Genomic DNA, 13,338 nt, shown 5'->3' with positions numbered 1-13,338 from the left:
CCGGATGAGTGAAACGAAGGCCACCCGCCTGGAACGAGAAGTCACCGACGGCGGAGCGGAGGTGGCTGTCCTCACGCTCGCCCATCCGCCGCTGAACCTCTTCGACCGGTCGATGCTGGACGCGCTGATCGCGGACCTCGCCGAGCTGTCGGCGCGGCCGCCGCGCGCGGTGCTGCTGCGCGCCGAGGGCAAAGTGGTCTCCGGCGGCGTCGACGTGCACGTCTTCGACGGCCTGACCCCCGAGCAGGGCGCGGAGTTGTGGCGCACCCTGTTCGCGCAGATCATCCATCCGCTGGAGGCGCTGCCGTGCCCCGTGGTGTTCGCCGCGCACGGGTTGACCCTGACCGCCGCCTTCGAGATCGCGCTCGCCTGCGACATCCTGCTCGCGGCGCCGAAGGCCAAGTTCGGACTGGTGGAGATCGTGGTCGGGCTGACTCCGTCGATGGGCGGTCCGCAGCGCCTGGCCGAGCGCGCGGGCTCGGGACGGGCCCGCGAGTTCGTGATGACCGGCGACCTCTACGACGCGGCGACCATGGCCGAGTGGGGCGTGGTCAACGCCGTGCACGAGGACCTCGACGCCGCGGCGCGAGCGCTGACCCACCGGCTGGCCGAGGGGCCGACGAAGGCGCACGCGGCGACCAAGCAGATCATCGAGGCCTGGCGTTCCGGCGGTGTGGCACACGCGGATTCGGTGACGCCGGAGGTGTCCGGCGTGCTGTTCGACACCGAGGATCTGCGGGGCGGTGTGCGCAGTTTCCTCGAGCAGGGGCCGGGGAAGGCGCGCTACGCGGGGCGGTGACAGCTAGGACACGTTCATCGCCTATTCCAGCGAAGTTGTGACATGCGTCATATAGTCGCAGTGCCTGATAACTCGAGGCACGCGGAGGACGAATGTCGCAGTTGCTCGTCGAATATCCCCTCACCGGCCCGCACGTCTGGGACAACCCGCTAGCCCGGGGCGCCGACGGAGTGCTGCGCTACGGAAACCTCACACCCGCGCTGACCGAACTACTCGATCTGCAGGTGCACGCCTTCGGTAGCCGCGAAGCCGTGGTTGAGGTCGGCGGTCCGCGCCTGACCTATCGGGAGCTGTGGCACTCCGCGTCCCGGATCGCGGGCGGCTTGCAGGAGCACGGGATCGGTTACGGCGATCGGGTCGCCGTCCACATGCCCTCCGGCGCGCGGTGGGTGCAGGCATTCCTCGGCGCCCTGCTCAGCGGCGCGGTGCCGGTGCTGGTGCACGACGGGCTCCCGGAAGCGGTGGCCGAGCGCGTGATCGCCGACAGTCGTGCCGATTTCGTGCTCGGCGACAAGGACGCCGAGACCGAGCTGCCCGACGGGGCGGCCTACATCGATGACGGCGCGGCGCTGGGCGATCTGGCGCTGCTGTGCTACACGAGCGGGACGTGCACGCCCAAGGGCGTGGAGCTGACCAACGAGAACCTGCTGTCGGCCGTGCGCTCGGTGGTCGCGGCGCTGGACCTGCCGACCGACGGCCTGCGCAACCTGGTGCTGCTGCCGTTGGCCCACGCGGGTGGCTGTGTGGATCAGCTGTTGCCGACCTTCGCCGTCGGCGGCACCGTGGTGCTCACCCGCGACACCCGCGGCATGGCCGAAGCCATCACCGCCGAGCGCATCGACATGGTCTCCGCGACGCCGGGCATCTTCGCAGGCCTGCTGCCCCGGCTGGCGGAATTGCGCGCCGACGGACTGCGCACCGAGGGCATCGCGCGGATCAGCAAAGCCGGTCACCGCGCCGCCTCTCCGGCCGACCTCGCGGCCGGACTGCGCGGCGTGTTCCCCGCCGCCAGGCAGTGGTCGGTGTGGGGCGCGACCGAGACCAGCGGCATCGGTCTCGCGGTGGACGACGCCGAGCGGGCGGACTCGTCCGATGGCGCCGCAGTGCTCGGTTTCCCGTTCGGCGGAACGGAATTGGCGCTGTGGGGTCCGCAGGCGACTACGGGACACGGCGAATTGCTCTGCCGCGGGCCCAATGTCACCCCGCGCTACTGGGACGACCCGACCACGACCGCGGCGCGCTTCACCGGAACCTGGTTCCACACCGGTGATCAGGTGACGATCGACGCCGACGGCTTGGTGCGCAGGGAAGCGGTGCCCGTCGAGTGAGGTTGTCTCACTCCAGCATTCGCTCGCGCAACCGCCCGAGCAGATCGGGCGTGAGTCCGATCGCCGCGAGATAGCCGTCCAGATCGCCGTGCAACTCGTGCATCGAGGCGGTGGCGATCTCCAGGTATTCCTCCCGCACGCCGAGCAGGTCGATGGAGAGCTCCTCGCCGCCGAGCAGCTTGGTCGTCATGAGGGCCCGCAGCGCGGGGACGGCCCCGTTGCTGAGCAGATAGTCGGCCTGGACGTCGGCTTCGGTGACGCCGACCGCGCGCAGCAGCGTCGCGACCGCCCACCCCGTGCGGTCCTTGCCCGCCGCGCAGTGCACCAGCACGGCGCCGTCGCCACGTAGGACGGACTCGGCGAGGGAAGCGATGGCGGTATGCGCCTCGGGGAGCGCCGGGAACATGCGGTAGACCTCGAGCATGTGCGTGTAGGCGGTCCGCGCGCTCGCCTCGTGCGGCGGCGCCTCGGCCATCCGCGAGTCGAACGGTGTGATGGCCAGGCGGACGTCCGCGGGCAGCCGGTCGGCGCCGATGTGGTCGATCTCGCGCTGTCCGCGCAGGTCGTGCACGGCGCTGACGCCCAGTTCGCGCAGCGCGACGTGGCCCGCGTCGTCGAGTCCGCTCAGTTGCGCAGAGCGCAGCAGGACACCGGGGCGGACTTTGGCGCCGTCGTCGGTGCGCAGCCCGCCGGTGTCGCGGAAGTTGAACGTGCCGGAAAGGAAGTACTGGTCGGCGGGGGGCGAGAGAGTCACCGATCCAGGCTATCCGCCGCGCGGAACGAAAGGGTGTCGGTGCCGGATCGAACTCCACACGATAAGCTGACCGTTTTGGGCGGTTTCACTGTGGGATTCGCCACAGGATTTGGGCCGCGCGGCACCCGGACCGTACCGTTGTCAACGGTCTGCCGAGCGGCCGGGCGCCGCCGAGATCCACCGTCATAGCGTGATTTCCGGGCGACACGGGGGGATCGCATACCGATCGCGGTTGGGTAACAAAACATTCTTCCAGTTTGGAATTACCCATCGAACCCGTTCTCAAACCCCGAAAGCGCACTACCATTGGTGAGCGTTGGACCGGGCAGCGTGGATGTTTCCCCTATGTTGCCCGCCCTGTTCAGCGAGTCGCGCCGACGCAGGTGCGTGAGTTCTTTCGCCGAGAGGGAGTCGTCGTTGAGCGCACGTGGAGAAGTGATAACAGAAATCCGGCTACGACCCGCCGTCATCGAGGCGGTCGAAGCGGCGGCGGCCACGGTCGACTACAAGGGCCTCCGTGCGCTGCGCGTGCTGCTGCACGCCGGGGTCAGCGCCTACTGGCCGCTGGTCAAGGCCACACCGGAGAAGCAGATCAGGTCGTATGAGATGACCTTGCAGGCGCTGCGCGCCCGCTGGGCGGTCAAGACCGATTGCTTCCCGGATCCGATCGCCACGGAGTTCTACCGTGAGAAGGACGCGGAAGTCGCCGCGTTCCTGGAACTGTGTGCCGAACGGTCGGGCACGCACTGGCTGGAGCCGGTGGAGGCGATCGCCTGCAATGTCGTGTCGATCGTGCAGGGCACGGTGCTGCGCTGGCTGGCCGATTGCAATGACGAGACCGTGCTGGTGGTGCTCGACGAGATGGTCAGCGGACTGGCCACCAAGGCCGCGGAGATCTGACAAATACTGGACGTTTGACCAACTTGGTGGTTGAGTTGTCCGGGTGACCGAGACGTCGCCGATCGCGGGGCTGCACGCGGCCACCGCCGAACTCGACCCGCCGCTGGCCGCCCTCGACCTGTCCACCCTGCGCGCGAACGCCGCCGACCTGGTGCGGCGAGCCGGTGGCACACCGGTGCGGGTCGCCAGCAAATCCGTCCGCTGCCGCGCCGTGCTCGCCGAAGTCCTCGGCGCCGACCTCACCGCTGCGGGCGGCTTCGCGGGCATCATGTCCTACTCCTTGCGCGAGGCGCTCTGGCTCGTGCGCCACGGGGCGCGCGATGTCCTGCTCGGCTACCCGAGCGTCGACCGTGCCGCGCTGGCCGAACTGGCGGCCGACGATACCGCGCTGCGCTCGATCACGCTGATGATCGACGACGCCGCCCAACTCGACCTGATCCGCGCCGCCGCCGGCTCCGACCGGGTGCGGCCCCGGGTCTGCCTCGACGTGGACGCCTCCCTGCGGATCGGCCCGCTGCACCTGGGTGTGCGGCGTTCTCCCGTCCGCACGCCGCAGCAGGCGGCCACGCTCACGGGCGAGGCGCGGCGGCGGGGCTTCGACGTGGTGGGCGTGATGACCTACGAGGCGCAGATCGCGGGGCTGCCGGACGCGAACCCGGCGGTGCGCTTGGTGAAGCGGGCGTCCGCGGCGGAGATCCGCAAGCGCAGGGCCGCGGTGCTCGACGCGGTCCGCTCGGTGACCGGCGAGCTCGAGATCGTCAACAGCGGCGGCAGCGGATCCATCGAGGTCAGCGTCGCCGATCCGGACGTCACCGAGGTGACCGCCGGGTCCGGGCTGTATGTGCCGACGCTGTTCGACGACTACCGGTCGTTCGAGCCGAGACCGTCGCTGTATTTCGCGATGCCCGTGCTGCGGCGTCCGGCGGACGATATCGCCACCGTCTTCGCGGGCGGCTACATCGCCTCGGGTCCCGCCGGGCGGTCGCGAGTGCCCAAACCGGTGTGGCCGCGCGGACTGAAGCTGCTCGGCACCGAGGGCGCGGGCGAAGTGCAGACCCCGCTGTCGGGCGCCGCGGAACTGCGGATCGGCGACCGGGTGTGGTTCCGGCACGCGAAGGCAGGTGAGTTGTGCGAGCGGTTCGACGCCGTGCATGTGGTCGAGGAGGACGGCTCCCGCGTGCGCGTGCCGACCTATCGGGGCGAGGGCGTCTGCTTCGGCTGACCCGCGCCGGTCAACCGCAGGAACGCCCCGAGATCGGCGAGTTCGTCGGGGTTCGCGGGCAGATACTCGGTGAGCAGCGGTGAGCGGATGACGATCGCCTTCCACATGGCGCGGCACAGTGCGTGGATCAGGCCGCGCGACAGCAGCGCCGGCATGCCGTAGGGCGCGTCGGCGGGGGAGGAGGTGGTCATGGACAGCAGCACCACCGCCGCCTCCCGGCCGCGGAAGCGGTCCGGCGTGCCCACCAGGACGTCCTCGATCTTGGCGCGGGCCAGCAGCGTCCGGATGCGCCCCACCTGAGCGGCGTATGGAGCGACCACGAAGATGTCGTGGGGATGCAGCCTGCGCGTGGTCGCGCCGCTGGTCCAGGACCTGCCGAGCAGCACGCGAACCCGGCGCACCACTTCGCGCGCCTCCGCCGGTGACTCGGTGGCGTTGCCGTAGTGGTCCACCAGGACGGTGTCCACCCCGGGATCCTCGCCGTGCAGTTGCCGGGCCAGGGTGACCGTTTCGTTGGCACGCAGGCGGCCGTCGTAGTACAGGCGGGAGACGGGTTCGCACACCGCCGGGTGCATCCGCCAGGTGCGGTCGAGGAAGTAACCGCGCTCGGTGGGCAAGGTCTGTCGTCCGTCGGCCAGCCAGCCGAGCACCGATTCACCGACCGGGGCCGGATGGGCGCCGCGCGCGATCGACGCCACCGGGTCGCCGAGCAGCAGCACATTGCGCGCGCACCCCGCGACGGACACGGTCTCGGCCAGCGGGAAACGGCCCGCGTCGGCGATCACGAGCAGGTCCAAGCCCGCACGGGGCACCAGCTCCTCGTTGGTGAAATCGGCCGGGTCGCCGCCGAGGACGCAGCCGCTGATCGCGTTGTCCAGGAACCGCGGATAGCGGGCCGCGTCGATCACCACCCACTCCGGCGCGACCGTCGCCGCGTCCTTCTTGGCGACCAGTTCCGGCAGCACGCCCGCCCGCACCACCGCGTCGAGCAGGTTCTCCACGGTGGCGGGCGATTGCGCGACGATGCCGATCCGCCACTTGTTCCGGGTGATCAGCCGCTCCAGCACCCGGGCCGCGGTCGCGGTCTTCCCGGTACCCGACGGCCCCTGCACCGCGACGTAGGAATGGTCGAGAGCGCACAGCGCGGCGGTGATCGCCGCGGCGTAGTCGCCGTGCACCTCGGGCAGCCGGGCGTCGTCGTGCAGCCGGGGCGGGCGGCGCGCGAGGATGTCGAACACGGCCGTCCGCGGCGTGTCCGGCAAGGTCATCAGCAATTGCTGCGCCGCGAGTTCGATCGCCAGTTCGGCGTTCTCGTCCCACTCCGGGAGGCCGGGCGCGATCGCCGAGGGCAGTTCGTCGTAGGGTTCGCAGCCTTCGGGCAGCGATTCCTCCAGCCGGACGGCGTCGTCGAATTCGGTGTCCACCGAGCAGCCGAGCACCGTCGCTGTCGCGGTGGCCCGCCGTCCCGCAGTGGTGACCATGCCCTCCGGCATCGGCTGGTCGTAGAAGGTGTAGACGGCGGTACCGGGAGTGAGCGCGCTCGGGCCGGGGGCGCCGCTCGAACCGGTGCCGATCCGTCCGGTCAGGGTGAGATAGCGCCGCATCGCCGGGCGGTCGGGGCGGCGATGCCACTTGGTGTCGACGGTGCCCCAGTCGGCCACCAGCACTCCCGGGGCCTCCGGCCATTCCCGCACCGGGTGACTGAGCCGGTCGGCGTGCGCCCACCACAGCGGCTGCCGCTCGCGCCGGTGGTAGCCGAGCGTCGCGGCCATCAGCGCGGCGGGATGCAGCGGGTCACCCTGTGCGGCGGCGTATTCCGCGAGCGCGGCCTCCAGCGACGACGGCCGCGACGACGGCGGTGCCGGCTCGCCGGGAACCGCGGGGGCGCACCACGCTTCCGCTCTCCCGGTCCGCGTGGCGACGCCTTGCTCGGCCGCGCGATCGAGCAGCCAGTCGCGCAGGCGCAGCACCGTGCGGCAATCGTGTTCGGCGGTCGAATCGGTCGAGCCGGGGAGCAGCCGGCGCAGCTCGCGTAGCCGGTAGGAGGTTTCCCCGATGAGCAGCGCGCCGCGCACGATCGGATACAGATCGACCAGGACGCCCTCGCGCAACAGCTCGTCCACGAGTTCCTCGTTGACGCCGTGCCGTCCGGTGCAGCGCAGCAGCGCCGTTCGCACCGCCGCGGAGTAGTGGTAGACGTGCAGGCCGGGATCGATCCGGCGGCGCTGGGTCAGATAATCGAGCACCTGCTCGAGCACCCTGCGTTCGGCGGCCGCGGCGCGGCCGGGCTCGCTCGAACCGCTCGGTCCCCGCAACGAGAGGTGCACCGTGTCCGGCCCACCGACCTCGACGACGAGCGGAGTCCGTCCGCCGCCCGCGATGGTGAGCGAGAGATCGCCCGGGGAGGGCGCGGGCAGCGCCCCGAGCACGGTCGCGTCGAGCACCGCATAGGTCGGCTCGCCCGAAACTTCCCGCCACAGTTGGATTTCCGCCTGGCGGCGCAACGCGGAGACGGTGCGCGGCGGCACGCCGGGAACCGTGATCTCGGTGGTGGCCAGCCGATCGATGGTGTTCACCCCCGCTTCGCGCAGCCGGGCGCGCGCGGCGGGCGGCATGCCGGCCACCAGCAGCAGGTCACGCGCGGCGGAGAGGGCCGCGACGCAGGTGCGGCAGCGGCCGCAGGCGAGATAGCGGGGATCGCCCCACTGCACGGGCAGCAGTTCGCCGAGCTTCTCGTCCACGATGCGCTCCACCCGGCTGCGGCGCGCCCGATACAGCGGAAGCAACTCGCTCAGCGCTCGGGCGCTGCTCTCCGCGCCGAGATGCAGCCGGACCAGCGGCGCGGTGAGCGCGCCCGAGTGGTCGAGCGCTTCGGCGCAGGCGGCCAGTTCGAGCGCGGCGGACACCCGATCCGCGGTCGTGGGCGCGATGCCGTGCACGGTGTAGCGGACCCGATGTTCGGCCCGCACCAGGAAGTCGGCGGAGCAATGGAATCGGCCGTCGAAGAAGGTGGCCCCGTGGACCACGTGTGCGCCGGAGCGCAAGGCGGCGACCGTGTCGGCGTGCGCGGCGGTCAGTGCCGCGGCATGGCGGGCGGGATGGCCCGGTTCGTCCGGCGGGCGGTCGATCTCGACCACCGCGCCGCCGAACCGCGCGCGGTAGTCGTCGAGCAGGCGGCGGCGGACGTCATCGGTTCCCGGCGCGGGCTCGTACCCCGGCGCGGTGTCGTCGGGGTCGGCCGGGATGGTCCCGTGTTCGGCGTCGAGGGCGCGCAGCAGGGCGAACTCACAGTGCGCCGCGCGGACGAGGTCGACGGCGGTGCAGACGACACGATCACCGAACACGAACAAACGCGGCCCTCCTGTGTCTTCGCGGGACACCCGCTGCCGGCGTGCGCCGAATTACACACGGACCGCAACACTGTAGCCAGCGCGCCTGACCTCGACGTACCCTGCCCGGCTCAGGAACGCGGCTTACGGCGCTCGGGCCGCTTGCCGCCCTCGCGATCCCGGCGCTGGCCGCGGCTGAACGTGCGCTGCTGCGGCGGACCCTGATCCAGTTGCAGCTGAATGAGCACCCCGCTGATCCGCGTGCGCCGCAACGCTTCCAGCGTTTCCTCCGGCAGCTGCGCGGGCAGTTCCACCAGGCTGTGATCGGGGCGGATGCTGATGTGCCCGAAGTCGCTGCGACGCAGGCCGCCTTCGTTGGCGATGGCGCCGACGATCGCGCCGGGCACCACGCGATGCCGCTTGCCCACGCTGATCCGGTAGGTCGCCAGCTCGGTTCCGGTGACGCTGTGGGCCGGGCCGCCGGACCGCTCCTCGTCGAAGCGGCGGGCGGGACGCTCGCGCGGCGTCCGCTCGCGGTGCGGGCGCTCCACCGCCTCCGGCTCGGGCTCCATGAAGAAGTTGTCGCCGTCGTAGGAGCCCACCGCCAGCGCCGCGGCGATGTCGGCCAGCGGGATGTTGTGTTCGCGCTCGTAATCCTCGATCAGCTTGCGGAACAGCGGGAGATTCGACGAGGCGAGGTTCTCGGTGATGGTGTCGCCGAACTTGGTGACGCGCTGGGCGTTGACGTCCTCCACAGTGGGCAGCTGCATCTCGGTGAGCGGGTGCCGGGTGGCCCGCTCGATCGACTTGAGCAGATGCCGCTCGCGCGGCGCGACGAACAGCAGTGCCTCGCCGCTGCGCCCGGCCCGGCCGGTGCGGCCGATGCGGTGCACGTAGGACTCGGTGTCGTGCGGGATGTCGTAGTTGACCACGTGCGAGATGCGGTCCACATCCAGCCCGCGTGCGGCCACGTCGGTGGCGACCAGGATGTCCAGTGCGCCGGACTTGAGCTGGCCGATGGTGCGCTCGCGCTGGTTCTGCGCGATGTCGCCGTTGATCGCCGCGGCGGAAAAGCCTCTGGCGCGCAGCTTCTCGGCGAGTTCCTCGGTGGCCTGCTTGGTGCGCACGAAGATGATCATCGCCTCGAACGACTCCACCTCGAGCACCCTGGTCAGCGCGTCCAGCTTGCGCTGGTGCGAGACCAGCACCCAGCGCTGGGTGATGTTGGTGTTCGTCGAGGTCTTCGCCTTGACCGTGATCTCGACCGGATCGTGCAGGTACTGCTTGGAGATCTTGCGGATCGCGGCGGGCATGGTCGCGGAGAACAGCGCCACCTGCTTGTCGGCGGGCGTATCGGCGAGGATGCGCTCGACGTCCTCCTGGAAGCCCATCTTCAGCATCTCGTCGGCCTCGTCGAGCACCAGATACTGCAGCTGAGACAGATCGAGCGTGCCCTTCTCCAGGTGATCGATCACCCGGCCGGGCGTGCCGACCACGACGTGCGCGCCGCGGCGCAACCCCGACAGCTGCACGCCGTAGCTCTGCCCGCCGTAGATGGGCAGCACGTGCAGGCCGGGAATGTGCGAGGCGTAGCGGCCGAAGGCCTCGGCGACCTGGATCGCGAGCTCACGGGTCGGCGCGAGCACGAGGGCGCGCGGACTGCGGCCGACGGGCTCCAGACCCATCAGGATCGGGATGGCGAAGGCGGCGGTCTTGCCGGTGCCGGTCTGCGCGAGACCGACGACATCGGCGCCGGAGAGCAACGGGGGAATCGTCGCGGCCTGGATGGGGGAGGGCGATTCGTAACCGACATCGGCGATGGCCGCGAGGATGCGGTCATCGATGCCCAGATCGGCGAAGGACGGGCCGTCGGTGTCCCTGTCGTCGTCGCCAGGAACGCTGTCGACCTGATTGGTGCTCATCATTGACCAGGAGTTTACTGCCTCATACTGGTCGTCCCGGCCACCGCCCCAATACGGTGAGACCTATGCAACTGGAGACCTCGCCCGCGTATCGGGATGCGACGCCGGATCAGCTGGACGTGGCGGTCGTCCAGTTCGCCCCTTCGACCGACCCCGCGCAGAACCTCGTCGCGGTGCGCGAACACGTGCGAACGGCGCGCGAACGGGGTGCGCGCGTGGTCGTCGCACCGGAATACTCGATGTTTGCCGTGACCCGGCTCGACGAGCGGGTCGTGGCCGTCGGCGAACCGCTGACCGGCCCGTTCGTCACCGGCCTCGGCGCGATCGCGCGCGAGTTCGACGTGTTCCTGGTCGCCGGAACGGTGGAACAGGTCGAGCCCGGCGGCGACCGTATTCGCAACACCCTGGTCGTGCTCGGCCCGGACGGTTCCCTCGTCACCCGGTACCGGAAGGTCCACCTCTACGACGCCTTCGGACACCTCGAATCCGACGTGGTCGAGCCGGGCGTGATCGAGGCGCCCGCCACCTTCACCGTCGGCGATGTCACATTCGGCATGCAGACCTGTTTCGATCTGCGCTTCCCGGAAGGCGTGCGCCGGGTCGCGGCGGCGGGCGCGCAGGTGCTGCTGCTGCCCGCCCAGTGGATCCCGGGACCGGGCAAGGTCGACCAGTGGACCACGCTGGTGCGGGCGCGGGCGATCGAGAACACCGTCTACGTCGCGGCCGCCGACCAGGCCGCACCCCGCGGCGCGGGCGCGTCGATGATCGTGGACCCGGTCGGCGCGGTGCTCGCCGAACTCGGCGACGAACCGGGCGTGCTGACCGCCGGAATCGACCTGGCGTATCTGAGCAAGGTGCGCACGACGAACCCGAGTCTCGCGTTGCGTCGATTCGCGATCACCGAGCGTGGACCGGAGTAGCGTTCGAATCGATGGTCTACACCGATCGGACCTCGGCGGGTCACGCGCTGGGTGCGCATCTGGAACACCTACGCGCGTCGGACCCGCTGGTGCTCGGACTGCCGCGCGGCGGAGTTCCGGTGGCCGCGGCGGTGCGCGAGGTGATCGGCGGTGACCTCGACATCCTGCTGGTTCGCAAGCTGGGTGTGCCGTGGCAGCCCGAGTTGGCGCTCGGCGCCATCGGGGAGGACGGGGTCCGGGTGCTGAATCAGGATGTGCTGGGGCACACCGGGATAACCCTGAAGAAGGTCGACTCGATCGAGGCGCGGGAGCGGGCCGAGTTGGAGCGGCGCAGGCAGGTGCTGCGCGGTGCGTCGCGGCCGATCCCGCTGACGGGGCGCACGGTGGTGATCGTCGACGACGGCATGGCGACCGGCGCGACGGTCGTGGCCGCCTGCCGGGTCGCCCGCCTGCACCGGCCCGCGCGCGTCGTGGCCGCCGTCCCGGTCTCCTCGACGGAGGCGATGCGCCGGGTCGCCGACGAGGCCGACGAGGCGGTCTGCCCGTGGGTGCCGCGCTCGCTCGGCGGCGTCGGCGGCGCGTACCGCGACTTCCATCAGCTCGAGGACGCCGAGGTCACCGCGTTGCTGTGCTGATCAGACCTCGGTGATGCCGTTGCGATGACGCTGCGCCAGCTCCGCGTAGAAGCCCGGGTTGAGCTGGACCCACATCTGTGCCTGGGTGCCTTCGATCTGCCGTTTCACCTCGGCGGGCGATCCGGCGGCGAGCACGCCGTCGGGAATCTCCGCTCCCGGTGGCACCAGCGAGTGGGCGGCGATCATGCTGCCCGCCCCGATCTTGGCCAGGTCCAGCACCGTGGTTCCGTTGCCGACGATGGCCTCGGCGCCGACCGCGGCGCCGTGGAAGACCACGCTGTGCGCGATCGTCGCGCCGGGCCCGATCTCCATCGGCACGTCCGGCGGCACGTGCAGCACCGCGTTGTCCTGGATGTTGGCCCGTTCCCGGATGACGATCGGCGCAAGATCCGCGCGCAGCACCGCGCCGTACCAGATCGAGGCGCCCGCCTCGACCCGGACGTCGCCGATCAGGGTCGCCGTCGGCGCGACGAACGCGGTCGGATCGACCTGCGGACGTTTGCCTTCGAATTCGTAGAGTGGCACGCGTCCACCGTAAATGGTTCGGTCGCGCCGCCCCGGAGCGGTGTCGGGCAGCCGCCGCCGCGTGGCTCAGCGACGAATCCGATGTCGGCCGAGGTGACGCTGTCCCGTCGTCGGTGCGGCCGGACTCGCATCGAGCCTGCGCGTTGTTCAGCGCCCGGCGTAGGCCGTCGACGTGCGCGCGGCCGCTGCCACCAGCGGTCGAAGCTGGGCGGCCAAACGCTCCGCGGTCACCGCGACGACGTCGACGTCCGTGCCGGTGCGCACCGCGTACCTGCCGTCGGCGACCACGTCGATCCAGCAGAGCACGCCGAACGGGCGCAGTTCCCCCGCGCCGCGGCGGGCGGAGACGACCATCTGTCCGATGCCTTCGCGCGGCTGCCTGAGCAACTTGCGGATCCGGGACGGAGTGGACGGACCGGCGACCGGAACGGTGACCAGGTTGCGGCTGTCCTCGCCGACCTGGGACAGGGGAGCGGTCAGGCGCGGGAGCGTGCCGGGGCTGCTCTCCGGGAGCATCGAAACGATCCGCGGACACAGGGTTTTCGAACTGCCCGCGAACAACCGCACGTCGCCGCCGCGATCGGGTGTAGCGCCGGGGCGCTGCGCCGCGACCACCGCGATGTTCCCTGCGGCGGCGCCGAGGATACGGATCGGCCGTGCCGCCGACTCGGGTTCCCGCCCGGCGCCCGTCGGCGGGCGTGGTCCGCCGTTTTCGAGCGGTGCCGGGCTGGGCGCCGCGTCACGCTGACCGAACACCTCGACCCGCAGATCCGGCTGGGCCAAAATGCGCAGCGCCGCTTCCAGATCCGCGTCCAGCACCTGATCACACCAGCGATCCAGCGCCGGAAGCTGCGCGGTGCGTTCCGCGGTGTCGCGCGCCGACAGGCGCACGGCGAGTGGATAGGGAATGCGATCCCCGTCGGTGCGTGACCAGGCCAGCGCGAACTGATCCGGGGTCAGCGTCCAGTTCACTCGTACTCGGTCCATTCGCCGAGCACGGGCGG

11 protein-coding genes are annotated in these 13,338 nt (G+C 70.9%); 6 read left to right on the top strand and 5 right to left on the bottom strand.

The window, feature by feature from the left end; all coding sequences use genetic code 11:
- The first annotated feature begins 4 nt into the window (after positions 1-4).
- Together ON21_RS22530 and ON21_RS22525 are read left to right on the top strand one after the other, a co-directional pair.
- Positions 5-799: an enoyl-CoA hydratase/isomerase family protein gene (locus ON21_RS22530; protein ID WP_039800473.1), complete on the top strand. Its 795-nt coding sequence runs from the start codon at positions 5-7 to the stop codon at positions 797-799.
- Between the two features lie 92 nt (positions 800-891).
- Complete coding sequence (locus tag ON21_RS22525) at positions 892-2,127, top strand: class I adenylate-forming enzyme family protein (RefSeq protein WP_039800472.1); 1,236 nt, start codon at positions 892-894, stop codon at positions 2,125-2,127.
- A gap of 7 nt (positions 2,128-2,134) precedes the next feature.
- On the opposite strand, the gene ON21_RS22520 is transcribed toward ON21_RS22525, so the two are convergent.
- The gene (locus ON21_RS22520; protein WP_039800471.1) at positions 2,135-2,881 is read right to left on the bottom strand and encodes a tyrosine-protein phosphatase; all 747 of its coding nucleotides are present in this window, start codon (positions 2,879-2,881) and stop codon (positions 2,135-2,137) included.
- 417 nt (positions 2,882-3,298) lie between these two features.
- On the opposite strand from ON21_RS22520, the gene ON21_RS22515 reads away from it, so the two are divergent.
- Positions 3,299-3,781: a hypothetical protein gene (locus ON21_RS22515; RefSeq protein WP_039800523.1), complete on the top strand. Its 483-nt coding sequence runs from the start codon at positions 3,299-3,301 to the stop codon at positions 3,779-3,781.
- Positions 3,782-3,824: 43 nt separating this feature from the next.
- Entirely contained in the window at positions 3,825-5,003 is a 1,179-nt protein-coding gene (locus tag ON21_RS22510; protein ID WP_039800470.1) for an amino acid deaminase/aldolase, read from the top strand.
- Here ON21_RS22510 and ON21_RS22505 read toward each other — a convergent pair.
- On the bottom strand, positions 4,973-8,347 hold the full coding sequence (locus ON21_RS22505) for an AAA domain-containing protein (RefSeq protein ID WP_245562687.1): 3,375 nt from the start codon (positions 8,345-8,347) through the stop codon (positions 4,973-4,975). The genes ON21_RS22510 and ON21_RS22505 overlap by 31 nt on opposite strands.
- A 116-nt stretch (positions 8,348-8,463) precedes the next feature.
- The gene (locus ON21_RS22500) at positions 8,464-10,254 is read right to left on the bottom strand and encodes a DEAD/DEAH box helicase (RefSeq protein WP_039800521.1); all 1,791 of its coding nucleotides are present in this window, start codon (positions 10,252-10,254) and stop codon (positions 8,464-8,466) included.
- Positions 10,255-10,319: 65 nt separating this feature from the next.
- Here ON21_RS22500 and ON21_RS22495 point away from each other — a divergent pair, with 65 nt between their 5' ends.
- Together ON21_RS22495 and ON21_RS22490 are read left to right on the top strand one after the other, a co-directional pair.
- Positions 10,320-11,174, top strand: coding sequence for a carbon-nitrogen hydrolase family protein (locus ON21_RS22495; RefSeq protein WP_051021219.1), 855 nt, complete (start codon positions 10,320-10,322; stop codon positions 11,172-11,174).
- Positions 11,175-11,185: 11 nt separating this feature from the next.
- Positions 11,186-11,809 carry a phosphoribosyltransferase gene (locus ON21_RS22490; protein ID WP_039800469.1) on the top strand — a complete coding sequence of 208 codons (624 nt, stop codon included), beginning with the start codon at positions 11,186-11,188 and terminating at the stop codon, positions 11,807-11,809.
- Here the strand turns inward: ON21_RS22490 and ON21_RS22485 are convergent, their stop codons facing one another.
- Together ON21_RS22485 and ON21_RS22480 are read right to left on the bottom strand one after the other, a co-directional pair.
- Positions 11,810-12,334, bottom strand: a complete 525-nt coding sequence (locus ON21_RS22485) for a gamma carbonic anhydrase family protein (protein ID WP_039800468.1) — start codon at positions 12,332-12,334, stop codon at positions 11,810-11,812. It abuts the gene before it with no gap.
- Between the two features lie 147 nt (positions 12,335-12,481).
- Positions 12,482-13,338 (bottom strand): ESX secretion-associated protein EspG (locus ON21_RS22480; RefSeq protein ID WP_306307709.1); only part of this gene is annotated, 857 nt, incomplete at its 5' end.

The sequence above is a fragment of the Nocardia araoensis NBRC 100135 genome (assembly GCF_000308435.1).
Lineage (GTDB): Bacteria > Actinomycetota > Actinomycetes > Mycobacteriales > Mycobacteriaceae > Nocardia > Nocardia araoensis.
The sequence above is the reverse complement of the archived record's forward strand: the minus strand, read 5'-3'. Positions and strand labels throughout refer to the sequence as shown.

Bases quoted from the DNA above. Each gene is read 5' to 3' on its own strand.
- ON21_RS22495 (WP_051021219.1), top strand. From the start codon at position 10,320: ATGCAACTGGAGACCTCGCCCGCGTATCGGGATGCGACGCCGGATCAG.
- ON21_RS22500 (WP_039800521.1), bottom strand. From the start codon at position 10,254: ATGAGCACCAATCAGGTCGACAGCGTTCCTGGCGACGACGACAGGGAC.
- ON21_RS22530 (WP_039800473.1), top strand. From the start codon at position 5: ATGAGTGAAACGAAGGCCACCCGCCTGGAACGAGAAGTCACCGACGGC.
- ON21_RS22525 (WP_039800472.1), top strand. From the start codon at position 892: ATGTCGCAGTTGCTCGTCGAATATCCCCTCACCGGCCCGCACGTCTGG.
- ON21_RS22490 (WP_039800469.1), top strand. From the start codon at position 11,186: ATGGTCTACACCGATCGGACCTCGGCGGGTCACGCGCTGGGTGCGCAT.